Origin of the sequence: Bradyrhizobium sp. HKCCYLRH2047, assembly GCF_051168175.1 — a bacterium.
In the GTDB taxonomy this organism is placed as follows: Bacteria; Pseudomonadota; Alphaproteobacteria; order Rhizobiales; family Xanthobacteraceae; genus Bradyrhizobium.
In genome coordinates, this window is record NZ_JBNPUM010000005.1 from 256644 (window position 1) to 279805 (window position 23162).

22 protein-coding genes are annotated in these 23162 nt (G+C 65.0%); 12 read left to right on the forward strand and 10 right to left on the reverse strand.

Annotated elements, in window-relative coordinates; genetic code table 11:
- Nucleotides 1-17: 17 nt before the first annotated feature.
- The 3 genes from ACQR1D_RS14385 to ACQR1D_RS14395 form a co-directional block, all read right to left on the reverse strand.
- Nucleotides 18-776, reverse strand: coding sequence for an SDR family NAD(P)-dependent oxidoreductase (locus ACQR1D_RS14385; RefSeq protein WP_434839466.1), 759 nt, complete (start codon nt 774-776; stop codon nt 18-20).
- Nucleotides 777-920: 144 nt separating this feature from the next.
- Nucleotides 921-1199: a hypothetical protein gene (locus tag ACQR1D_RS14390; RefSeq protein WP_434839465.1), complete on the reverse strand. Its 279-nt coding sequence runs from the start codon at nt 1197-1199 to the stop codon at nt 921-923.
- Nucleotides 1200-1321: 122 nt separating this feature from the next.
- Complete coding sequence (locus ACQR1D_RS14395; RefSeq protein WP_434839464.1) at nt 1322-2263, reverse strand: GlxA family transcriptional regulator; 942 nt, start codon at nt 2261-2263, stop codon at nt 1322-1324.
- 172 nt (nt 2264-2435) lie between these two features.
- Here ACQR1D_RS14395 and ACQR1D_RS14400 point away from each other — a divergent pair, with 172 nt between their 5' ends.
- Nucleotides 2436-3134 (forward strand): DJ-1/PfpI family protein, encoded by a 699-nt coding sequence (locus tag ACQR1D_RS14400; protein WP_434839463.1) that lies wholly within the window; start codon nt 2436-2438, stop codon nt 3132-3134.
- Between the two features lie 88 nt (nt 3135-3222).
- Here the strand turns inward: ACQR1D_RS14400 and ACQR1D_RS14405 are convergent, their stop codons facing one another.
- A complete protein-coding gene (locus ACQR1D_RS14405; RefSeq protein ID WP_315800436.1) occupies nt 3223-3633 on the reverse strand; it encodes an NADH:ubiquinone oxidoreductase subunit NDUFA12 in 411 nt (136 codons plus the stop codon).
- 163 nt (nt 3634-3796) lie between these two features.
- Between ACQR1D_RS14405 and ACQR1D_RS14410 the strand changes: the two genes are divergently transcribed.
- From ACQR1D_RS14410 to ACQR1D_RS14420, 3 genes are all read left to right on the forward strand, one after another.
- On the forward strand, nt 3797-4462 hold the full coding sequence (locus ACQR1D_RS14410; RefSeq protein WP_434839462.1) for a BA14K family protein: 666 nt from the start codon (nt 3797-3799) through the stop codon (nt 4460-4462).
- 456 nt (nt 4463-4918) lie between these two features.
- Nucleotides 4919-7237 carry a CHASE3 domain-containing protein gene (locus ACQR1D_RS14415; protein WP_315800185.1) on the forward strand — a complete coding sequence of 773 codons (2319 nt, stop codon included), beginning with the start codon at nt 4919-4921 and terminating at the stop codon, nt 7235-7237.
- Between the two features lie 122 nt (nt 7238-7359).
- Nucleotides 7360-9645 carry a CHASE3 domain-containing protein gene (locus ACQR1D_RS14420; RefSeq protein ID WP_434839461.1) on the forward strand — a complete coding sequence of 762 codons (2286 nt, stop codon included), beginning with the start codon at nt 7360-7362 and terminating at the stop codon, nt 9643-9645.
- On the opposite strand, the gene ACQR1D_RS14425 is transcribed toward ACQR1D_RS14420, so the two are convergent.
- Nucleotides 9608-10501 (reverse strand): DMT family transporter, encoded by an 894-nt coding sequence (locus ACQR1D_RS14425; protein ID WP_434839460.1) that lies wholly within the window; start codon nt 10499-10501, stop codon nt 9608-9610. The two genes, ACQR1D_RS14420 and ACQR1D_RS14425, sit on opposite strands and share 38 nt — an antisense overlap.
- 819 nt (nt 10502-11320) lie before the next feature.
- On the opposite strand from ACQR1D_RS14425, the gene ACQR1D_RS14430 reads away from it, so the two are divergent.
- The 3 genes from ACQR1D_RS14430 to ACQR1D_RS14440 all read left to right on the forward strand — a co-directional run bounded on the left by ACQR1D_RS14430 (nt 11321) and on the right by ACQR1D_RS14440 (nt 16453).
- Nucleotides 11321-15079 (forward strand): vitamin B12-dependent ribonucleotide reductase, encoded by a 3759-nt coding sequence (locus tag ACQR1D_RS14430; protein WP_434839459.1) that lies wholly within the window; start codon nt 11321-11323, stop codon nt 15077-15079.
- A gap of 178 nt (nt 15080-15257) precedes the next feature.
- Nucleotides 15258-15743 (forward strand): hypothetical protein, encoded by a 486-nt coding sequence (locus tag ACQR1D_RS14435; protein ID WP_434839458.1) that lies wholly within the window; start codon nt 15258-15260, stop codon nt 15741-15743.
- A gap of 83 nt (nt 15744-15826) precedes the next feature.
- Nucleotides 15827-16453, forward strand: a complete 627-nt coding sequence (locus ACQR1D_RS14440) for a hypothetical protein (protein ID WP_434839457.1) — start codon at nt 15827-15829, stop codon at nt 16451-16453.
- Between the two features lie 28 nt (nt 16454-16481).
- Here ACQR1D_RS14440 and ACQR1D_RS14445 read toward each other — a convergent pair whose 3' ends face one another.
- Entirely contained in the window at nt 16482-16796 is a 315-nt protein-coding gene (locus ACQR1D_RS14445) for a hypothetical protein (RefSeq protein ID WP_434839456.1), read from the reverse strand.
- Between the two features lie 147 nt (nt 16797-16943).
- Here ACQR1D_RS14445 and ACQR1D_RS14450 point away from each other — a divergent pair, with 147 nt between their 5' ends.
- From ACQR1D_RS14450 to ACQR1D_RS14465, 4 genes are all read left to right on the forward strand, one after another.
- Nucleotides 16944-17711: a metallophosphoesterase gene (locus tag ACQR1D_RS14450; RefSeq protein WP_434839455.1), complete on the forward strand. Its 768-nt coding sequence runs from the start codon at nt 16944-16946 to the stop codon at nt 17709-17711.
- A gap of 265 nt (nt 17712-17976) precedes the next feature.
- Nucleotides 17977-18330 (forward strand): hypothetical protein, encoded by a 354-nt coding sequence (locus ACQR1D_RS14455; RefSeq protein ID WP_316236597.1) that lies wholly within the window; start codon nt 17977-17979, stop codon nt 18328-18330.
- Between the two features lie 197 nt (nt 18331-18527).
- Nucleotides 18528-18785: a hypothetical protein gene (locus ACQR1D_RS14460; protein WP_434839454.1), complete on the forward strand. Its 258-nt coding sequence runs from the start codon at nt 18528-18530 to the stop codon at nt 18783-18785.
- Nucleotides 18786-18902: 117 nt separating this feature from the next.
- Nucleotides 18903-19175, forward strand: a complete 273-nt coding sequence (locus tag ACQR1D_RS14465) for a hypothetical protein (RefSeq protein WP_316180807.1) — start codon at nt 18903-18905, stop codon at nt 19173-19175.
- A gap of 128 nt (nt 19176-19303) precedes the next feature.
- Here ACQR1D_RS14465 and ACQR1D_RS14470 read toward each other — a convergent pair whose 3' ends face one another.
- The 4 genes from ACQR1D_RS14470 to ACQR1D_RS14485 form a co-directional block, all read right to left on the reverse strand.
- Nucleotides 19304-20845 carry a hypothetical protein gene (locus tag ACQR1D_RS14470; RefSeq protein WP_434839453.1) on the reverse strand — a complete coding sequence of 514 codons (1542 nt, stop codon included), beginning with the start codon at nt 20843-20845 and terminating at the stop codon, nt 19304-19306.
- Between the two features lie 273 nt (nt 20846-21118).
- A complete protein-coding gene (locus ACQR1D_RS14475; protein ID WP_434839452.1) occupies nt 21119-21409 on the reverse strand; it encodes a hypothetical protein in 291 nt (96 codons plus the stop codon).
- A gap of 122 nt (nt 21410-21531) precedes the next feature.
- Nucleotides 21532-21786, reverse strand: a complete 255-nt coding sequence (locus tag ACQR1D_RS14480) for a DUF433 domain-containing protein (RefSeq protein ID WP_315800195.1) — start codon at nt 21784-21786, stop codon at nt 21532-21534.
- A 171-nt stretch (nt 21787-21957) separates the two neighbouring features.
- Nucleotides 21958-22710 carry an SDR family NAD(P)-dependent oxidoreductase gene (locus ACQR1D_RS14485; RefSeq protein ID WP_316236601.1) on the reverse strand — a complete coding sequence of 251 codons (753 nt, stop codon included), beginning with the start codon at nt 22708-22710 and terminating at the stop codon, nt 21958-21960.
- A 96-nt stretch (nt 22711-22806) separates the two neighbouring features.
- Between ACQR1D_RS14485 and ACQR1D_RS14490 the strand changes: the two genes are divergently transcribed.
- Entirely contained in the window at nt 22807-23118 is a 312-nt protein-coding gene (locus tag ACQR1D_RS14490; RefSeq protein WP_316180812.1) for an ArsR/SmtB family transcription factor, read from the forward strand.
- The last annotated feature ends 44 nt before the right edge of the window (nt 23119-23162 follow it).

Here is a 23162-nt window from a genome sequence, read left to right on the forward strand (position 1 = left end):
TCGATCCATCTACCGGGTTACATCAGGGTCAGGCCGCCATCGACCGGCAGCACCGCGCCGGTGATGTGGCCGGCGTCCTTCGCCAGCAGGAACGTGACAGCCGCGGCGATGTCGTCGGGCTCGGCGAGGCGTCGTTGTGGATTGGCCGCCGCCGCCGTCTGCCACGCGGCCGGATCGAGCGAGCCGAGCCGTCCCGCATCCTTGCGCGTGTAGCCGGGCACGACGACATTGGCGGTGCCACCGCACGCAGCCAGCTCGATGGCGAGGCATTTCACCAGCGCCTCCAGCGCCGCCTTGGCGGCGGCCGAGGCCGGAAAGGTGCCGCCCGGCACGAAGCGATGCGCGACGAAGCTGGAGATCGCGACCACACGCGCGTTCCCGCTCTGCATGAGGTCCGGCAGCGCGGCACTGGCGAGCTCATGAAACGCCGACGGCATCACGGCGAGCGAGCGGTCGAGGCCGTCGCGCGGCAGATCGCAAAAGCTGCGGCGGTCGGCAAAGCCCGCGGCATGCACCATCGCGTCGATCCGGCCGAATCGCGTGCGGGCCGCCGCCGCCAGTTCCGCGCCCACACCCGGCCTTGCCAGGTCACCGCAATGAAACGCGGCTTCGGCGCCGGCCTCGCGGCACGCCGCGGCGACCTCCCGCAGACGCGCCAGACCCGCTTCGTCAGCCCCCTGCCCGTGCAGCATCACGGCCTGTCCCGGCGCGGAGAGGCGGCGCGCCACGGCCGCGCCGATGCCGGCTCCGCTGCCGGTGATGATGGTGACACGCATCGTGCCTAGCCTACCCCTCGGTTTCGCGGGGCGGACTATAGGTCTCACACCTGCCGATGCCAACACGCGGACGGACATGCACCGATGTCCGCCGCGCGGGTCTGCGTGTCACAGACGTTCGGAAACGTCTAGCTGATCAGCTGCTCAGCATTTGGCGCCGACACTGCACGTATTGGTCGACTGTGAAATCGTGCCGCCCTTGCCCTTGCAGGTGGCGGCATAGGCATTCACGCAGGCGACCTTCGCGGATGTGCAGCCCGCATGATCGTTCTTCACGCAGATCGTCTCGCTATAGGTCTCGATCGTGCTGCCGCCTTTCTTGCAGACGCACATTCCAGTGACTTCGGCTTTTGCCGCAAAAGCGCTGTCGACACTGCCGAGCGCGGCAGCAGCAAACAAAATCAGGGTCAGAAATACGCGCATCGTATCCTCCATGAACAATAGCAATAGATTCAGTATGCGCGCTCTGCGCCCGCGACACAACTTTAAATTGTTTCAATTGCCATCGACGATCGACGCCCGCGCCTCCAATCCACCGATGCAGGTCAGGCGGTGAGGCGCGCCGCGCGCCGCAGGGCCTGCGGCGGCTGTCCGAAGGCGCGAATGAAGGCGCGACGCATCCGCTCAGGATCGCGAAAGCCGGTCGCCTCGGCCACCAGCTCGATCGGCTGATGCGAAGCCTGCACGCGATCGCGCGCAACCTCCAGCCTGAGACGCTCGATCGCCTTCGACGGCGTCGTGCCGGTCTCGGCCACGAAGGCGCGCGTGAAATGCCGCGTGCTCATGCCGGCACGCTCGGCAAGGTCTTCGACCGTCAGCGGCGCATCGAGATGCTCGCGCGCCCAGGTCAGGAGTTCGGCGAAGCGGCCGCTCGGCGCCTTCAGCTCCAGCAGCGAGGAGAACTGCGACTGCCCGCCGCTGCGGCGATGGTACAGCACGAGCTGACGTGCGGTCTTCTGCGCGATCTCCTCGCCGTGATCGTCGGCGACCATGGCGAGTGCGAGATCGATGCCGGCAGTGATCCCAGCCGAGCTCCAGACGTTGCCGTCGCGGACATAGATGCTGTCAGGCTCGAGCTTCACATGGGGGTAGGCGCGCAGGAACTGCCGCGTGCGCTGCCAATGTGTGGTCGCGCGCCGCCCGTCCAGCAGGCCCGCTTCGGCCAGCACGAAGGCGCCGGAACAGATGCTGGCAAGCCGGGTGCCGCGCTGCGCGACCTTGCGAACGAAGTTCAGCGTGCATGTGTTGCGGCTCGCGGCTTCCACACCCTCGCCGCCGGCGATCAGCAGCGTGGTCAGCGCCGACACCGGACCGAATTTGCGCGCCAGCATCTCAGCCCCCGATGACGACCGCACGGGTCCGGGCGTGGCGGCGATGACCCTGATCGATGGCACGGCGCGCGCATAGCGCGAAGCGATCTCGAACACCGAGATCGGCCCGGCAGCGTCGAGCAACTGAAAATCGGGATAGATGAGCACGCCGATCATGGTGGATGGCTCCGTGATCCCAAGTCGGTGATCCCAAGTCCGTGATCCTAAGTTTGAGACCTCAAGTATGGAATCTCAAATCTGTCCGGAAACGAGGGAACTTTGGCATATGAGCCATCCAACGGACCATGCAGAATGACCGCCGTCAAGCACCAGACCTGCGAGCACCGCCATGCACCAACCGATTTCGATCGCTCTCGTTCTGTTTCCCCAGGTGACCCAGCTCGATCTCACCGGACCGGTACAGGTGTTCTCGAGCGTGCCCGGTGCGACGCTGCACCTGGTCTGGAAGAAGATCGAGCCGATCCCGACCGACTCAGTTCTCACACTCCTGCCGACGACGACCTTTGCCGACTGTCCGCAGGCGGACGTGATCTGCATTCCCGGCGGCTTCGGCGTCGATGCCATCCTCGGCGACGCCGAAGTCATCGGCTTCATCCGCCGCCAGGCCGAAGGGGCTAGATACGTCACGTCGGTGTGCACGGGCTCGCTGGCGCTCGGCGCCGCCGGCCTGCTGAACGGCTATCGCGCGGCGACCCATTGGAGCGCGCGCGAGTGCCTGCCGCTGTTCGGCGCCACCGTCAGCACAGAGCGCGTCTGCATCGACCGTAACCGGATCACCGGCGGCGGTGTCACGGCCGGCATCGACTTCGCGCTGACCCTGGTGGCGCAGCTGGTCGATCGCCAGACGGCCGAGGCCATCCAGCTCAGGCTCGAATACAATCCGGCGCCCCCTTTCACCGCTGGTTCCCCCGACACGGCGCCGCCCGAGGTGGTGTCACGCATGCTGGAGCGGATCGCACCGTCCCGGAAGCGGCGAATCGAGGCGGCGGAGCATGCGGCGGCCGCCCTCAGGATCAATCCGACGTAGCGCAGGCTTGGCAGGCTCGCGAAAGCAAAGAGGCCGCCCGGAGCTCGGGCAGCCTCTTCCGATCGAGGTCATCTCGCGCGACGTCGAATCAGCCGCCAGGAGTCCAGGGCTGATAATCACCGGTGGCCTTTGGCCTGCGACCGCTGCCCAAGGTCGAGCCGGCCGGGCGATACGCCAGCGCAGTCCCCGTCAGATTCGGCTGATGCGGCTTTTCCCACTCGCGCGGCTTGTAGCCGTCCTGAGTCGGCGGCACGTCGACCATGTGATGCATCCAGCCGTGCCATTCGGGCGGAATACGGCTCGCTTCGGCCAGGCCGTTATAGATCACCCAGCGCCGCTCGAAATGCAGCACCGGATCGATCTTGCCGCCGGCGGTCCGATAATAGCGGTTGCCCTGTGCATCCTGCCCCACGAGCTCGCCGAAGCGCCAAGTCCACAATTGGGTGCCGAAAGTCTGGCCGTTCCACCACGTGAAGAGCTTGAGAAAGAACTGTTTCATGGGCTTGGGGCCGGTTCTGTGAAGGTCCCGGTTCTGATGCCACCCCGCCCGCATCTTGTCCAGTGTTGCACCGCCTCCGCCCGCGACGATGTATCGGTTCACGGCGGGGAACGACATCCGCGGCCTGCGGTTAGGTCATTTTCCCCCTGATGGAGCGATAACGATGACCAGACTGAAGACATGGAGCACGGCGGCGGCAGTGGCGCTGATTCTGCCGCTGGCGGCAGCGACGACGAGCTTTGCCCAGGGTCCCGGCGGCGGCGGTCGTGGTCCGGGCGGCGGTGGTGGTGCCGCCATCGGCGGGGGCGGTGGCGCGGCTATCGGTGGTGGCGGCGGCGGAGCGATCGGCGGCGGCGGACGCGGCGGCTTTGCGGCCGGTCCGGGTGGCGGCGGCATGAGTGGCGGCAGCTTCGCGGGACGCGCAGCCGTTGGCGGTGCAGCGCTGGCGGGTCGCGGTCCGGCGGCCGGCGCCAACGTCGCCGTCAACACGGGTGGCGCCCGCGGCAATTGGAGCGGCGGCAATTGGAGTGGCGGCGGCTGGCAGGGCGGCCACCGTGGCGGCTGGCATCACCGCGGCGGCGGCTTCTGGCCGGGCGTCGGCGTTGGCGTCGGAATCGGGTTGGGCAGCAGCTATGCCTACTACAATGATCCGTATTATTACGGACCCGACTATTACTCCGACTACTCGTACTATGACGACTCCGCGCCTGTCGCCGTCGTTGGAACCGAAGGCGTCGACCCGAGCTACTGCGCACGCAGGTACCGCTCGTATGATCCGGCTTCGGGAACTTATCTTGGCTATGATGGCATTCGCCACCCATGCCCGTAAGAGTCTGACATCGTAGCTACGACAACAGAAGGCGGCGAGGCTATCCTCGCCGCCTTTTTCGTGCCGTATTGTTGTTTGTTTTGTGTCTAATGCGCCACGTTGCAGGCTGATTTTCGCCCATATTTCAAAATGTGCCCCGCGACGTGCAGATGATCGGCCCGTTCCGGTCCAATATCGTTTCAGCTCGTGATTCTGCCCGTTTGGCCGCTTCGCAGGCTTGGTTGATATCAGTTGATGGACACATGGATTTTCGCGGGACTCGCGCAGTGCAAACGCCGCGGGTGAGCGGCTTGGGCCTGCCGCCCGCGAACGCGCCAAGAACTTCGAACAAGGAGGCGCGCCTTGCCGACATATCTTCACTGCTTGGACGCAGCTGCATCGAAACTCGGATGCATGTGGCTGGCCGCGATGATCCCCGGCCCAGCTGGCGGACATGTCGATGATTGAGAAACGCAGATGACCTATCAGCGCCTCGCATTGGGGCTCGGTCTTGGAACGCTGCTGGCGATCGGCGCCGCGTCCACGGCGCTCGACATCAAGTCGCGCCACGACGCGGCCTGGGTGAATTCATCGCTCGACATCCTGCAGAAGACCTCCGATCTGCGCCTGCTGCTACGCGAAGCGGAAGCGGCCTCTCGCGGCTACGCACTCGTCGGTGAAGATCAGTTCAGGACGGAGTTTGCCGATGTCAGCACGAAAATTCCGGTCGCCATGGCCGAGCTGCGGCGCGCCGTGGCCGACAATCCCGAACCGCTGAAGCTTCTGACCGAGACCGAAGCCCTGGTTGCCCGCAGGGTCGAGCTCGCCGCGGAGCTGATCCGGTTGCGCGCCGCCTCCGATCGTGCGGGGCTCGAAGCGCTCAGAAGCCGCGCCGAAGGCCCGGCGACCATGAGCGAGATCACGGCCCATCTCGACCGTTTCGTTGCCGATCAGCGCGAGCTGCTGACGCAGCGTTCGATGACGTCGAAGGCCACCGGATCGCTGTTGCTCACGATCGACCTGTGCGGCCTCGCGCTGCTGCTGATCATCGCCTTCTACCTCATCCGGCGGACCTATCTCCACGATCGTGCGCTGCGCGCGTCGCTGGTCCGGTCCGAAGCCGAGGCCATCTCGCTGGCGGAAAAGGCCGAGCAGCAGCATCTCGACCTGATCGCCGCCCATGAGAAGCTGCGCCATTCCGCCGAGATCCTGCAGAACACGTTCAACAGCATGGCAGAGGGCGTGCTCGTCATCGATGCCGCGGACACCGTGGTATTCTCGAACCCCGCGGTCGAACATCTGCTTGGCTACAGCCCGGAAAAGAATCTGGCCGACGTCCGCGCGCGGCTGCGCGTCTACGAAAGCGACGGCGTGACGCCTGTCGCAGCCCACGACCTGCCGACGCCGCGAGCCTTGCGGGGCGAGAGCTTCGACCGCCGCGAGCTGATCGTCTACCGGCCCGACCGGGACGAGACGCTGCGGCTGATGATCTCCGGCCGCCCGCTGCGCGACGCCGCGGGCGGCATTACCGGCGCGGCGATGGTCTATCACGACATCACCACGGCGCACGAGACCGAGCGGCTGCTGCAGCAGGCGCAGAAGCTGGATGCGATCGGCAAGCTCACCGGCGGCGTCGCACACGACTTCAACAACATGCTGACGATCATTACCGGCACCATCGAGACGCTGGCCGACGAGGTGAAAGACCGCCCCGCCGCCGCGGCGACCGCAGCGCTGATCGGACAGGCGGCAGACCGCTGCACCGAGCTGATCCGGCATCTGCTCGCCTTTGCCCGCAAGCAGCCGCTGCATCCGCGCGACAGCGACGTCAACAGCACGATTCTCGACATCGCAAAGCTGCTGCGTCCGACGCTCGGCGAGCAGATCGAGATCAACTCGATCCTCGAAGACGAGACGCTGATCACGCACATCGATTCGGCGCAGCTCGCCAACTCGCTGGTCAACATGGCGATCAACGCCCGCGACGCGATGCCCAATGGCGGCAAGCTGCTGCTGGAATCGCGCCGGGTGGTGCTCGATGAGGCCTATGCCTCAGCCAACGCCGGCGTGACGCCCGGGCCCTATGTCATGGTCGCCGTCAGCGACACGGGCACTGGCATGTTGCCGGAGGTCCGCGACCGCGCCTTCGAGCCGTTCTTCACGACGAAGGAAGCCGGCAAGGGCTCCGGCCTCGGCCTCAGCATGGTCTACGGCTTCGTCAAGCAATCCGGCGGCCACATCAAGATCTACAGCGAGGAAGGACGGGGCACCACGATCCGGCTCTACATCCCCGTGCCCAAGGGACAGGCTGCGAGCCCTGCTCCGCCCGAGCCGCCGCCGCCGCGCGGCGAGGAGACGATCTTTATCGTCGAGGACGATCCACTGGTGCAGGATTTCGTCGTCTCACAGTTGCAGAGCCTCGGCTACAAGACCATCACCGCATCGACCGGGGTCGAGGCGCTGGCCAAGATCGACTCCGGCCAAAGCTTCGATCTCCTTTTCACCGACGTCATCATGCCCGGCGGCGTCAACGGCAAGGAGCTCGCCGAGGAGGCGCTGCGGCAGCGGCCCGGCACCAAGGTGCTGTACACCTCCGGCTATACCGACAACGCGATGGTCGAGCACGGCCGCCTCGACCAGGCGGCGCTCCTGCTCACCAAGCCCTATCGCAAGTCGGAGCTCGCCAAGATGGTGCGGCTCGCGCTGGCGGGCCCCGCGGATGACGCCCTGGCCGATGATGCGTTGGCCGAGAATGCCTTTTCCGAGGACGTGCCGACGCGCGCTCACTTCTCCTGACTCGACCATCGCGCGGATCGGAACTGCGATCGTCCCGGAGCTCGGCGCCAAAAAATTCCGATGGAAACCTTCCCATGCAGTTGGCAGGACACGACGGCATCCCGCGCCATTGGAGGCCACCGATGATCCGCCGGCGCGTGGTGCTGGGGCTCGGCCTTGGAACTCTGCTCGCGATCGGCGCCGCGTCGACGGCACTGGACATCAAGGCGCGCAACGATACCGCCCTCGTCGAGCACACGATGGAGGTGCTGGAGAAATCCTCCGAGCTCCGCGTCCTGCTGCGTCAGTCAGAAGCGGCCTCGCGCGGCTTCGCCTTGTCCGGAGCCGACCGGTTCATCGCAGAGTTTCAGGAGACAAGCGGACTCATCCCTGCGGCCTGGGCCGACCTGCGAGGGCTCGTCCGGGACAATTCCTCGCAGAGCGAGCGGCTGCGAGCAATTTATGGCATCGTGCAGCGGCGCATCCAGCTTGCCGGCGAGCTGATCCGTCGCCACGCGGCGAACGATCGCGACGGCCTGCAGGCGCTGGCGGCGAGCGCGGCCGGTCCGGCGGCGATGACGACGATCAACCAGACGCTCGACGCCTTTACCGACGACGAGCGCCGGCTGCTGGCGGACCGCGCCACGATCTCGCGACGAACCGGGTCCTGGCTGCTGGCGGTCGACCTCGCCGGCGTCGGCCTGCTGCTCCTGATGTCGGCCCATCTCGTCCGGCGCGCTCGTCTTTCCGACCGGGCGCTGCGCTCGTCCCTCACCCTGTCACGGGAGACCGCGACCTCGCTGGAAGCCCAGGCCGTGCAGCAGCGCAGCGATCTCGCCGCCGCCTATGACGAGCTGCGCCGCTTCTCCGCCATTCTCACGAACACCTTCAACAGCATGGCCGAGGGCGTCCTCGTCGTCGATCCCGAAGGGACCATCATGCTGTCGAACCAGGCGATGGGACGTTTCCTGGGAACGAATGTGGGCAAGACCTTCGCCGAGATGCTGGCCGCCAACCAGTTCTACGAGAGCGACGCCGCCACCCGCATTGTCGACGAGGAGCTCCCGATCGCGCGCGCCTTGTGCGGGCGGTCGTTCGACCGCCGCGAGGTCGTGGTCAAGCCGACCGACGGCCGGCCGCAGTTCCGCCTGATGGTCAGCGGGCGGCCGCTGCGCAACTCCGCAGGCGCGATCAGCGGCGCGGCGCTGGTGTATCACGACGTCACGGACGTGCACGAGACCGAGCGCCTGCTGCAGCAGGCGCAGAAGCTCGATGCCATCGGCAAGCTCACCGGCGGCGTCGCGCACGACTTCAACAACATGCTGACGATCATCACCGGGTCGATCGAGGTCCTGATCGACGCGGTGCAGGACCGGCCGGCGGCGGCCGAGTTCGCGGCCCTGATCGGCGGGGCCACCGATCGCTGCACCGAGCTGATCCGGCATCTGCTCGCCTTCGCCCGCAAGCAGCCGCTGCGTCCACGCGACATCGACGTCAACGCCACGGTGGAGGACATCGCCAAGCTGCTGCGGCCGACGCTCGGCGAGCAGGTCGAGATCAGGACCGTTCTCGCCGAGGGGGATCTCATCGCCCATGTCGATTCCGCGCAGCTTGCGAACGCGCTGGTCAACATGGCGATCAATGCGCGCGATGCGATGCCTGACGGCGGCAGGCTGCTCCTGGAGACGGCGAAGACCACGCTCGACGCGGCCGATGCAGCGGCCAATCCCGGCATCGTCCCGGGCTCCTACGTCATGGTCGCGGTCAGCGACACCGGCAGCGGCATGCCGGCCGAGGTGAAGGACCGCGCCTTCGAGCCGTTCTTCACCACGAAGGACGCCGGCAAGGGCTCCGGACTCGGCCTCAGCATGGTCTATGGCTTCGTCAGGCAGTCCGGCGGCCACGTCAAGCTTCAGAGCGAGCAGAACCGCGGCACGACGATCCGGCTCTATCTGCCGGCGGCGCAGGCGGCGCAACAGACCGAGCCGGAGCACGAGCAGGCGCTGCCGCATGGCCGTGAGACGATCCTGGTGGTCGAGGACGATCCGCTGGTGCGCGACTTCGTGCTCGCCCAGTTGCAGGGCCTCGGCTACACCACCCTCGTCGCCTCGCAGGCCTCGGAGGCGCTGGCGATCGCCGCGCAGAACCAGCCCTTCGACCTCTTGTTCACCGACGTCATCATGCCCGGCGGCATCAGCGGCCGGCAGCTCGCCGAAACCATCATGACGACGCGCCCCGCGCTCCCCGTGCTCTACACCTCCGGCTATACCGGCGATGAGATGGTCGAGAACCAGCAGCTCGTGCCGGACGCGCTGCTGCTGACCAAGCCCTATCGCCGCGCCGAGCTTGCGCAGATGGTGCGACGCGCGCTGGACGGCAAGCCGGCTGGCGCTAGCCGCGGGTCGCCATCGCCACCGCGGCCAGCGTGAAGGCCAGCGCGGCCACCTGCCCTGCCCCGAGCGGCTCGCGCAGCGCGATCGCGGAGGCCACGACGCCGATCACCGGCACCGCCATGGTGCCGATCGCCGCCACCGAGGCCGGCAGCCGCGACAGCGCCGCGAACCAGGCGACATAGGCGACGCAGAACTGGATCACGGTGGAATAGAACATCAGCGCCCAGTCGAGCCGATCGAGCTTCGTCCAGTCGGAATGCTCGACCGCGAAGCCCACGATCACGATCGGCACGCAGCCGATGCCGATCTGCCAGGCCGCGGCCGACAAAGGCGGCAGCCTGATCGGGAGCTTCTTGGCCATCACCGTGCCGAGCGCGAAGCCGAACGCGCCGCCGAGCACCATCAGGATGCCCGGCAGCTTGTCGCGACTGGCGTTGAGTCCGTTGCTGCCCATGATCACGGCCAGCCCCGCGAACGCCAGCACCAGCGCCAGCACGCGCAGGAGCGTCGGCCGCTCGCCGAGGATCGGCCAGGCCAGCAGCGAGGCCCACACCGGCATGGTGTAGGCGATCAGCGCCGCCTCGCCCGCCGGCAGCCACAGCAGCGCCAGTCCCATCAGCACCATCCAGGCGGTGACGTTGAGCATCCCGGCCAGGATCAGCCTCGGCCAGACCTCCGATGGCACGGCAAGGCTCTGGCTGCGGATGACGGCCAGCAGTGCCAGGAGAAGCGCACCCACCACCCCGGTGGTGCCGCGCAGGGTGAGCGGCGGCAGCACGCCCACCAGGTGCTTGGTGACCGGCCAGTTGAAGCCCCAGCCGAGCGAGGTGATGGCGAGGAACATCAGCCCGGCGGGCGTGATCCGCCCGCTGGCCACTGGCTTGTCTGTCATGGAATCACCGGCGCCGTCCGTGGGAGGACGACCTTGCCGGCGTTTTCCCGGCCACACCAGGGATTGTGGGGCATGCCTGCCCCGCGAACGCTCCGTAGGCGCCCGTGAGTCCCGCTGATGCAAGCAAAACACGTCGTTTGCACGCGAATAAATCTGCCCCTGTGAACAGCGGGACGAAGCCCTGTGGACAGCGCTCCGAACAAATTTTTCCGGTTTCGAATCCGCGAGGACTCGCCGATAGTTACGGCCATCACGATACCGGCACACGCCCTGGTTATCCCGTACTTTCCCCCATATTTAGTGTTTGGTTAGGGAACCCCCACTAGTCCTTGACGGGGGAAGCGGAGTCGTCCTAGCTTCCGGCCCGGTTCGGCGCACAGTCATGTTTCGGGTCTGGCCGGCCGCTTCCCTCGAGAGGGTTCGAAGACGACCACGCCGCCGTCCGTACGGCTGCGGGCGAGGGTCGCCGTCTGCCCTGTGTACCAATCGCTGCGCCGCCGCGCCCCGGCGGGGAACCCACTAGATGTGGGGTCTCCCCTGCAGGCACGACGGAGCAGAGCGGCGGAAGTGACGCGTTGAGAACGGACGGTGCGGGCAGCGGACGGGCTGCACGCGCCGCGCAGGAAGACGGGGCGAGACGCCGGACAACGGCGCAAGGCCTTCGCCTTCGAGGCTGAACAGATGCGGACCGGGCAACCGGTTGAACTGCGGCGGCAGACGAGTTTCCCGGCAGCGTCCGGGGACTTCCAGCCGCCGCCCTTGGATGCAATGATCCCGGCCGCCAACGACGCGGTCCGGCAAGAACTATTGGGGCTCGCGATGCGGATTGAACGGCGCAACACCACCGAAGGACAGTCGCCCTATCAGGGGATCGACTTCCGCCTGACCACGTCCGAGATCAAGAATCCGGACGGCTCCGTGGTGTTCCGGCTCGAGAATGTCGAGGTGCCCGAGTTCTGGTCGCAGGTCGCCTCCGACGTGCTGGCGCAGAAGTATTTCCGCAAAGCCGGCGTCGCCGCGCGCCTGAAGAAGGTCGAGGAAGAGAGCGTGCCGTCCTGGCTGTGGCGCGCGGTGCCCGACACCGACGCGCTGGCCGCGCTCCCCGAGAACGAGCGCTACGGCAGCGAGCGCTCCGCCAAGCAGGTGTTCGACCGCCTCGCCGGCTGCTGGACCTATTGGGGCTGGAAGGGCAACTACTTCTCGACCGAAGAGGATGCGGTGGCGTTCTACGACGAGCTGCGCTTCATGCTCGCCAAGCAGATGGTCGCACCGAACTCCCCGCAATGGTTCAACACCGGTCTGCACTGGGCCTATGGCATCGACGGCCCCGGCCAGGGCCACTATTACGTCGACTACAAGACCGGCAAGCTGACCAAGTCGAAATCGTCCTACGAGCACCCGCAGCCGCACGCCTGCTTCATCCAGGGCGTCGAGGACGACCTCGTCAATGACGGCGGCATCATGGACCTGTGGGTGCGCGAGGCGCGCTTGTTCAAATACGGCTCCGGCACCGGCTCCAACTTCTCGCGGCTGCGCGGCGAAGGCGAGCGGCTGTCGGGCGGCGGCCGCTCGTCCGGCCTGATGAGCTTCCTCAAGATCGGCGACCGCGCCGCCGGCGCGATCAAGTCGGGCGGCACCACGCGCCGCGCCGCCAAGATGGTGGTGGTCGACGCCGACCATCCGGACATCGAGGCCTATATCGACTGGAAGGTGAAGGAGGAGCAGAAGGTTGCGGCGCTGGTCACCGGCTCCAAGATCAACCAGAAGCACCTCAAGGCCGTGATGAAGGCCTGCGTCAATTGCGAGGGCTCCGGCGACGACTGCTTCGACCCCGAGAAGAACCCTGCCCTGCGCCGCGAGATCAAGCTCGCGCGCCGCGCGCTGGTGCCCGACAACTACATCAAGCGGGTCATCCAGTTCGCCAGGCAGGGCTACAAGGACATCGACTTCCCGATCTACGACACCGACTGGGATTCGGAAGCCTACCTCACGGTTTCGGGCCAGAACTCCAACAACTCGGTATCGCTGAAGGACGATTTCCTGCGCGCCGTCGAGACCGACAGCGACTGGAGCCTGATCGGCCGCACCAACAAGAAGGTCGTCAAGACGCTGAAGGCCAGGGACCTCTGGGAGAAGATTGGCCACGCCGCCTGGGCCTCGGCCGATCCCGGCCTGCACTTCAACACCACGATGAACGACTGGCACACCTGCAAGGCGTCCGGCGACATCCGCGCGTCCAATCCGTGCTCGGAATACATGTTCCTGGACGACACGGCGTGCAACCTGGCCTCCGCCAACCTGCTGACGTTCTACAACACCCAGACCAAGCACTTCGACGTCGGCGCCTACGAGCATCTCTGCCGGCTCTGGACGGTCGTGCTCGAGATCTCCGTGCTGATGGCGCAGTTCCCGTCGAAGGCGATCGCCGAGCTGTCCTACGAGTTCCGCACGCTCGGCCTCGGCTACGCCAATATCGGCGGCCTGCTGATGACCATGGGCCTGTCCTACGACTCCAAGGAAGGCCGCGCGCTGTGCGGCGCGCTCTCGGCGATCATGACCGGCATCGCCTACAAGACCTCCGCCGAGATGGCCGGCGAGCTCGGCTCCTTCCCCGGCTACAAGAAGAACGCCGCGCACATGCTGCGCGTCATCCGCAACCATCGCCGCGCGGCACGCGGCGAAGCGACCGGCTATGAGGCGCTCTCGGTCGCCCCGGTGCCGCTCGACCACGCCCATTGCCCGCAGGTCTCGCTGGTCAGCCACGCCATCCAGGCCTGGGACGACGCGCTCGCGCTCGGCGAGACCAACGGCTACCGCAACGCCCAGGTCACCGTGGTCGCCCCCACCGGCACCATCGGCCTGGTGATGGATTGCGACACCACCGGCATCGAGCCTGATTTCGCGCTGGTGAAGTTCAAGAAGCTGGCCGGCGGCGGCTACTTCAAGATCATCAACCGCGCCGTCCCCGAGGCGCTGCGCGCGCTCGGCTATCGCGAGAGCGAGATCGCCGAGATCGAGGCCTATGCCGTCGGTCACGGCTCGCTGTCGAACGCGCCCGGCATCAACGCCTCGACCCTGAAGGCCAAGGGTTTTACCGACGAGGCCATCGCCAAGGTCGAGAAGGCCTTGCCGACCGCGTTCGACATCAAGTTCGTGTTCAACAAGTGGACGCTGGGCGAGGACTTCATCACCCGGCAGCTCGGCGTCTCCGCCGACGCGCTGGCTTCGCCGACCTTCGAGCTGCTCGCCGCCATCGGCTTCACCAAGCGCGAGATCGAGGCCGCCAACGTGCACATCTGCGGCGCGATGACGGTCGAGGGTGCCCCGCATCTGAAGGCGGAGCACTATGCGGTGTTCGATTGCGCCAATCCCTGCGGCAAGATCGGCAAGCGCTATCTCTCGGTCGAGAGCCACATCCGCATGATGGCGGCGGCGCAGCCGTTCATCTCGGGCGCGATCTCCAAGACCATCAACATGCCGAACGACGCCACGGTCGAGGACTGCAAGGCGGCGTATCTGTTGTCCTGGAAGCTCGCGCTGAAGGCCAACGCGCTCTATCGCGACGGCTCGAAGCTGTCGCAGCCGCTCAACTCGCAGCTCATCAGCGATGATGAGGACGAGGACGATGCGGTCGATTCCTTCTACGAGAAGCCGATGGCCGCGCGTGCGGCGCAAGTCTCGGAGAAGATCGTCGAGAAGCTGGTCGAGCGCATCGTCGTGATGCGCGAGCGCGAGAAGATGCCGGATCGCCGCAAGGGCTACACCCAGAAGGCGGTCGTCGGCGGCCACAAGGTGTACTTGCGCACCGGCGAGTATGATGACGGCCGTCTCGGCGAGATCTTTATCGACATGCACAAGGAGGGCGCGGCGCTGCGCTCCTTCATCAACAACTTCGCCATCGCGGTGTCGCTCGGCCTCCAGTACGGCGTGCCGCTGGAGGAGTATGTCGACGCCTTCACCTTCACCCGCTTCGAGCCGGCCGGCCCCGTGCAGGGCAACGACTCGATCAAATACGCGACGTCGATCCTCGACTACGTGTTCCGCGAGCTCGCCGTCAGCTACATGTCGCGCTTCGACCTCGCCCATGTCGACCCCTCCGAGAGCAATTTCGATGCGCTCGGTCGCGGCGTCGACGAAGGCAAGCCGTCGGAGGACGGCCCGAGCCAGCAGGCCGCGAAGTATGTCTCGCGCGGCCTGACCCGCTCCCGCACCGACAACCTCGTCGTCATGCGCGGCGGCTCGGCCACGACCGCCGTCTCCGCCCCGCATGACGCCGGCCCGTCGGGCCGCGTCACCGCCCTCTCCGGCTCCCGCGCCGGCGACGCCATCGACGGCGCCGTCGCCCTGAAGCAGGAGGCGCAACACGACCTCTCGCCCACCGAGAAGCTCGAGGCCCTGCAATGGAGCAAGGCCGGCACGGCCGCGACGCAAGTCGCCTCCAAGGCCGAACGCCGCGCCGAAGCCAAGGCCAAGGGCTACGAAGGCGAGATGTGCTCGGAGTGCGGGAATTTCACGCTGGTCCGGAACGGGACTTGTATGAAGTGCGATACGTGCGGAAGCACGACGGGGTGTTCGTGACGTAGCTGTGTAAGCGTCGTCGCCAAACTCCGACGACGCCTGCTCACTTGAGCGAGAGGGCGCCCCCAGGGTCGCCCTTTCGCCGAGAGATACGACACCAAATTTCAGCTTTGTTTTATGGAAGCCAATCTCAAACTGAACGCGACCCGTTGATCTTAGCCAGCACTCAGGTGGAGCAATGTCGGCCAAATTGCGCATCAAAGCGAAGGGTATTGAGATCGAGTGGGAAGGAGAGCTTGAGTTCCTGCGATCAGAAGTCCCAGATTTAGTTGCCTCAATAATTCAAGCTATAGGCACAGGAACCGCAGAAGAAAACGACGAAGCCGAAGAAGCCGCCGACACAAACGGTACAAGCCAAGCTTCGACTACTACATTCACGACGGCAGGGGCTGCAGCGAAACTCAAAGTTAAATCCGCCCCTGAACTCTTTAAGATTGCGCTCGCCAAGTTGCAGGCTAGCGACAGCATAGAACCAGCAACTCGAGAACAAATACTTCACGAGATGAAAAAAGCTCCTCGAGTTTACAACTCCAACATGAACAAAAACCTTTCTCAAACTATCGACGGATTATTGTCTCGAAACGAGATAAATGAACCATCACACGGCCAGTACGCTCTTTCGCACAATACATATGAACGACTTATAGAGAAGCTAAGGCAGTGACACCGCTCCGCGAAAGCTTAGCCCGGCGAGACGTATCAAAAACAGATAAGTACCTTCTAATCGTCGCGATGCATGACGGCCCCATGAAGGCGGCCGACATACGATCTGTTGCCCGCCAGAATGGTTGGCGTGAAGGCTCAATAAATATGCCCGGCGCGCTCCTAAAGCAGACTAGGAACGCGATCTACTTGCCGAATGGATGGACTGTGACCGAAGCATGTAGATCGATGCTTGTTCAGCGAGAGCTTTTGGCTCCTGCGGGCATCTTAACCCCGGTGACGGAGGCACTTGAAAAGTACCTAACTGAGGTGCGCGATGCAGATCGGGCGCGATTCGTTGAAGAAGCCGTTCAATGTGTAAAAAACAAGGCTTTCCGGTCGGCAATCGTTCTGACCTGGGTAGGCGCGGTATATTTGCTCTACCAACATGTACTTTCCAAGAAATCTTCCGAGTTTGACCAGGAAGCACGTCGCCGTTTTCCCAAATGGAAGGACGCAAAAGACGTGGATGATCTTGCCACTCTTAAAGAAGCAGAATTCCTGAACATCCTTGAGCACATCGGAGTATTGACGAAGAATCAACACAAGGAACTGCAGAGCTGCCTGGACCGGAGGAACGCCGCAGGTCACCCGAATTCGGCCTCCTTCGAGGAGGTTACGGTTGGAGCACATATTCACGAACTCATCTCGAAGATTTATTCCAAATATTGAACAGCCTCCCCTGAACTATCAAGAAGCTCTATTGCCGTGGCTGATATCCATAGTCTTTCAGGCGCTTGCGAGCTTTTCCAAGCTCTAACTCAGAAAACAGAGTGTGCCACTTGCCATTCTCTACAATCATGGCTTCGACGGTCAGGTCGATCCGACCCCTTTCATATAAATGAGTGTAGCCATCGGAGGCTTGCGGTTGATTTATGAGGAAGCGAGCTGTTTCAAGCCCCCCTCGCTCCGATATCATTTTTAGAAAAATGTTGGCCGGATAATTAGCTTCCTCCTTCGCCCGTCGATAGATCTCAAACATGGCTGACTCGAATTCTTGTTTCAGTCTTTCCATGAGCTCCTCCCCTTGCGGGAATTATACACCGACAGTACTCGGTGAAAGAAGTTCTTGTCAAAATGGCCGAGCATATTTAGCCCGCGGACGGCGCAATCTGCTAACGCACCCTTACTCTCGGAACCTGCTCCAACAAACAAAGGATATATGCACCTCCACATCTTCTCCGATCTCCACGCCGACATGGCCGACATCAAGCCGATCGAGGCCCTGCCCGGGGTCGATGTGGTCGTGGTCGCCGGCGATGTGTGCGAGGGGGCGGTGAACGGGTTTGCGCGGCTGCGCGAGATCATGGCCGACGACGTGCCGATCGTCATGGTGATGGGCAACCATGAGTTCTATCACCGCACCTATCCCGACGAACTGACGCAGGCGCGCGCCGAGGCGGCGCGGTTCGGGGTGCATCTGCTGGAGAACGAGGCGGTCGTGCTCGCGGGCGTGCGCTTTGCCGGCTGCACGCTGTGGACCGACTATGCGATCTTCGGGCCCGGCTCCGAGGTGCACACCATGGCGGTCTGCCGCGACCGCATGAACGACCATCGCCGCATCACCTGGCGCAAACAGCCCTGGCTGCGCTTCCGGCCGCAGGAGGCGCTCGGCCTGCACCGGACCTCGCGCACCTGGCTCACCGGCCTGCTGGAGACGCCGTTCGACGGCCCGACCATCGTCGTCACCCACCACGCCCCCGGCTGGGGCTCGGTCGCCGAGCGCTATCGCAATGACCGCGTCACCGCCGCCTACGCCTCGGACCTGTCGGCGCTGATCCTGGCGACGCAGCCGGCGCTCTGGATCCACGGCCACATCCACACGCCGTCGGACTATTCCATCGGCGCCACCCGCGTGATCTGCAACCCGCACGGCTATGGCCGCGAGAACCCGGACTTCGATCCCGCCCTGGTGGTGGAGGTCGCGTAGCCCGGATGAGCGATAGCGATATCCGGGTTCATCGCAGGTGACGTGTGAGGCCCCGGATGTCGCTATCGCTCATCCGGGCTACTCGCGCTATCCGAATTGGCCGACGCTGCCTGCGGGCGCATTCAACTGGCTCGCTTGTGCTGGATCGAAAGTCGTTGCCTCCGCCACGACCTAGCGCTTCCCCCGCGCTTTGGTTGACTTGCATCAACAGCGCCGACGTGAATCCGCACCAAGCTGTCACCGTCAGAGAAGCGGAGGCAGCATCATGGCCGATACGCAAGCATCTCTCGTCCCATCCCACGACACACCCGATCCGCACCGTCAAATCGATTCAGCCGCGTGGGCCGTCTTCTTCATCTGGCTCGGCGTGGTCATGCTCGCAGGGCTTCCCTGGGGCTGGTTCCTGGTGGGCGTCGGCGTCCTCATCCTGGGCGCACAGATGGTGCGAACGCAACGGAGCCTGAAGGTCGACAGGTTCGGCGTGGTCATCGGGGTCATCATTCTTGCGGCCGGCCTGTGGGATCTTCTTGCCCTGCCGTTGCCGCTCATGCCGCTGATCCTGATCGTGCTGGGTGGATATCTGCTCTGGAAGACGCTTTCGGCGACGCCATCCCCCTGAAACGGCGCAGGACACATCAGGAGGCCCGCGGCAATGCCGCGTCGCACCGTGCCCCGCTGCGGCGCGGGTGCGGGAGTGTGCGACGCCGACATTGACGCCAGCGGCGTCCCCGCCGGGAACACCGGGATAGTACGGGAGCCGGAACGATCGCCAGGAACTCCATGTTGCTCCGGTCTCAACAAGGAGGAGGTTCGTTCATGAGGATGGCAGTCGTTCTGGCCGCGGCGCTGTTTGCGGCTTCACCAGCGTTCGCCGCAGAGACCGCAGAGACTTCGCACGGCGTGTCGAAGACGACGCCCGGCCATCGCATGCAGACCAGCAGGACGTCGACGGCGCCCGGCGCGTCCGAATACGCGCCTGGTCATCAGCGCAACACGGCCGCCGGCCCGGGTCATTCCGAGAGCGCTCCCGGCCAGCGCATGACGACGACCGGCTCCAATACGACCCGGAAGTAGTTCGCGCGAGCGGGTGTGAGATCGACGAACTCGGCCCGCCCCCTTGGCTTGGCGACACAGACAAGCCGCAAAGCCGCTCCATCCATCGCTTCATTGTCCAAACATCCGAGGAGTCCCATGCGCAAAGCGCTCTTCATCCTGGCTGCATCGATCTCGACCGCACTGATCACGCCTGTCGGCGCCATGCCGCTCGCGCCCATCCAGGTCGATCACGCCGATCGCGGCGCGTCTGATGTCATCGCGGTCAGAGGCGGGCATGGCCACGGCGGCCATGGTCACGGCTGGGGCCGCGGCGGTGGCCACCGGGCCTTCGGCTGGAGCCGCGGCCGCAAGGTGGGCTGGCGCGGCCATCACTGCCCGCCCGGTCACTGGAAGAAGGGGTGGTGCTGAAGCGACACCGCGCCCTCTCCCCCAAGGCGAAACGAAGGTTCACCATGGCAGGAGGGGGCACATTCATAAGCACTCCGCTCCATCTCGCGACATCTCGGCGGCGACGAGCGACGTAGTCGCTCCGCCATCTACTTGAAACACACCGACGTATCCCCCGCCACGAACGAATTTCCCGGCATCGGCTTCAGCGGCGTCAGCTTGGGGTTGGCGTTGGTCAGGCGCTTCGAGTACGCGCCGAGCGCGGCGTTCATCGTGTTCAGCCGGTCCTGCGCATCGGTGCGTTGCAGCGGAAAGGTGATGACGCCGGAGTTGTAGACCTCGGCGCGGGACCATTGCTGGCCCGAGACGATGCGGCCGACGAGACGCGACTTCAAATCGGCGGCGCTGTCGCCGGCCGCGCTCTTGCGCCCGACGACATCAGGCGGCAGCAGGCTGGGGTTGACGATCCAGCCGCGCGGCTTGGCGACGTTGTTACCGAACAGGATCAGCTCGTCCACCGTGTTGTTCAGCGCCACATAGTCGCGCAGCGGCAGGCTGGTGTCGCCGGTGCCGGTCTCCTGGACGTGGCTCGCCAGATGCGGCCCCGTCGCGCAATAGGTGCCGAAGCTGAGCTTGATGCTGCCCGAGCTCATGAACATGTAGCTGCCGACATCCGAGCCGCCCGGGGGCGACGGCGCGTCGTCGCCGCAGAAGGTGCCGTGCGAGGAGGCATCCTGCAGGGAGTGCAGATAGAGCCCGATCCTGGCGATCTGCACCGGCACCGGCGGCTTCCGGGGATCATCGAACAGCACCCCGGTGGTCCGGCTCTTGTCGTCCAGCCAGGACTTCAGCTGGGTGTAGTCGACATTGCCGTTGCTGTTGTCGAGAATCTTTGGCCCGGAGGTCACGTTGATCGCCGGCCCGATCGCGTAGTTCTCCAGCAGCGGCACGTTGCCGCTGATCGGCACGTTCGCCAGGCATTTCGGGCCGCTGAAGTTCGACGAGCCGTTCGGCACGGTGTATCCGGCGGTGCACAGCAGGCCCGGCGCCTCGTCGCCCTTCATCGCCCATTGCCTGAGGTCGTACAGCGTGCCCTGATAGACGCTGTCGATGGTGATCGGGTAGCCGGGCGGCGGATAGTGAAACGGATACACCGCCTGCACGCCGCTGGCGCCGTGCACGTCGGTGCCCTGCCCGTTCGGCGAGAAGTTGAGCAGGTAGTGATACAGCGGCCCGTCGGTGGTGTTGTTGGTGCGCTGGAAGCCGTTGAACTTGGCGGTGATGTAGCTGGCGCCGGAATTGGTCGAGGTCGCCTGCCCGCCGCACTGGTCGATCGGCGCATATTGCGCGTAGTCGGAGTTCTCGTTGTAGGCGGCGATCCAATAGGCGACGTCGGCGCGGTAGCCGAGCGCCTGGGCGATGAAATAGGTCGAGTCCGCATGGATCATGCTGCGGCCGGGCGGAATGACGGCGAACTGCACCGCCTCGAGCAGGCAGCCGCGGTTCAGCGCCTCCGCCGGATCCTTGCAGGCGCTCGCCGGCGCGAGACAATTCTTCAGCCCGTCCTTCACGCGCGGGATGCAGATGTCCTCCAGGAACGCGTGCGCGGGGCGCGGCGCGGTCAGGCCCCAGCCGAGGGCCACCGATGCGGCGACGACAGACATGGTCGACAATGCAAAACCGATGCGCATGAGAAACTCCTTTGGTGATTTGAAATTCAGCCGGCCAGGACTGCGCCATGGCAAAACGCCATGCGCCCGACCGGTGGGTTGAAACGCAGCTCGTCCGCGATGCGCGCATCACGGATTCGGCAAGCCCGATTTGATCCTATATCGGACGATTCATCAACCTATAGTTGCCAAAAATCACCGTTGCCGCGTAGCCCGGATGAGCGAAGCGACATCCGGGTTCATCGCTGGCGCTGCGGCAGACCCCGGATATCGCTTCGCTCATCCGGGCTACGGTCACCGCCACTTCGGATCGTTGATATGGTTGATGTCGTGATCGTCGGCGGTCCACTCGCGGATATGGACCGAGCCGTCGCGCGCGACTTCGATGATCTTGTTCACGAGATCGGCGTTGCGGACGGAATAGAGATCGAGCGCCTTCTGAAACAGACTCATCTGCTCATCCCGCGTGCCCTTCGGGATCAGGATCACCAGCCCGGCATGTACGTCGAGCTTGGCATATTCCTTCAGGAAATCTCTGCGATTGTCGGTGACGATGATGTAGTCGTTCGCGCTTGCGAACCGCACCAGATTCCAGTCCTGTCAGCCGCTCTTGCCCAGATGGCTGACGTAGTCCGCCTGATAGCCGCGCGCCTTTGCCACTCCCACCAAGGCGCCGCTCAGGCACTCGTCGATCAGGAATCGTTCGCTCAACGGGTGGCTGCCGCGTTCTCCGCCGATCGCCAATCGGCACCATAGGTGACCTCAGCCCAGCGGATCACCGCGTCGATGCCATCGATCGGCAGGCTCGGATAGTCGGCGAAGATCTCCTGCGCCGGATAGCCGGCGCGCAGGTAGGCCAGGATGGTTTCGGCGGGCACCCGTGTCCCGCGAACCACCGGATCGCCGCTCATGACCGTCGGATCACGAACGACCTCTGACCTGACGGCGACCTTGATGGTCATGGCTGCCTTCCGTTCCCGCGGCTGTCATCATAGCGCGATAGGCGCCGGGGGGCGAGACGGGAATTTGGCTTCGTCCAAACACCGGAACAGTGGGCACGCGCCGCCTTGCGGCGGCGCTTTGCCCACCCTACGGTTCACCGCTCGCGACTGCGACCGAAGTGACGTGATCGCTCAGCGCAGCCCGCCGGTCACGTGCAGCGTCTCGCCGGTCACGTAGGACGCATCGTCCGAGGCGAAGAATGCCACCGCGGCGGCGATCTCCTCGGCCTTGCCGACGCGCGCGAGCGGCGTGGCCGTCTCGATCCAGTTGCGCATGTCGCCCTCGTGCAGGCCGGCGGCGACGACGCCCTCGGTGACGATCATGCCGGGATTGATGGTGTTGACGCGGATCTTGCGCGGCGCCAGCTCCTTCGACAGCACCGAGGAGATGGCGTCGACGGCGGCCTTGGTCGCGGTGTAGACGGCGGTGTTCGGCGGCGTCAGGGTGGACACGCCGGAGGAGATGTTGACGATGCTGCCGCCGGCCGGATTGAAATGCCGCGCGGCCTCCTGCGACACCAGCAGCAGGCCGAGCACGTTGACGTCGAACTGGCTGTGGAAGTGCTCCGGCGTGATGCCGTCGAGCGGCGCGAAGGCGTAGACGCCGGCGTTGTTGACGAGGATGTCGATCGGGCCGAGCGCCTTCACCGTCTCGGCGACGATGGTCTTGACGTCGCCGGGATTGGCGAGGTTGCCGCCCACGGCCACCGCCTTGCCGCCCTTGCCGGTGATCCCCGCCACGACGCGGTCGGCGCCCTCCCGGCTGGAGCTGTAGTTGACGGCGACCGCGGCGCCTTCCTCGGCCAGCCGGGCCGCGATCGCGGCGCCGATCCCCTTGGACGCGCCGGTCACCAGCGCCACCTTGCCCTCAAGTCGCTTGCTCATCTTGCTCTCCACATTGCGCCGCCTGCGGCGTTCGGTTCAATCGTTCAGAACTAGTGAACTATTGAACGCGCGCAAGGCCGTCGCTATATGTTTTTCATGGCGCAGCTGTTTCACCCGTCGCGCGAGGACATCACATTAGCGGGAGTGCTGGCCGCACTCGCCGATCCCTTGCGGCTGCGCATCGTCAAGAGCCTGATGGAACGGAAGGACTGCATGTCCTGCACCGAGGCCGCGCCCTGCCCCGGCATCGCCAAATCGACGCTGTCGAACCATTTCCGGGTGTTGCGCGAGGCTGGCCTGATCCACACCACCAAGCAGGGCGTCGAGCATCGCAACGTCGTGCGCGAGGCCGACCTCAATGCCCGGTTCCCGAAATTGTTGAAGACGATTCTGGGCTACGCGGAGTAGCCGAAACGTAGGGCGGGGCAAAGGCGCGCCAGCGTCGGTTTTGT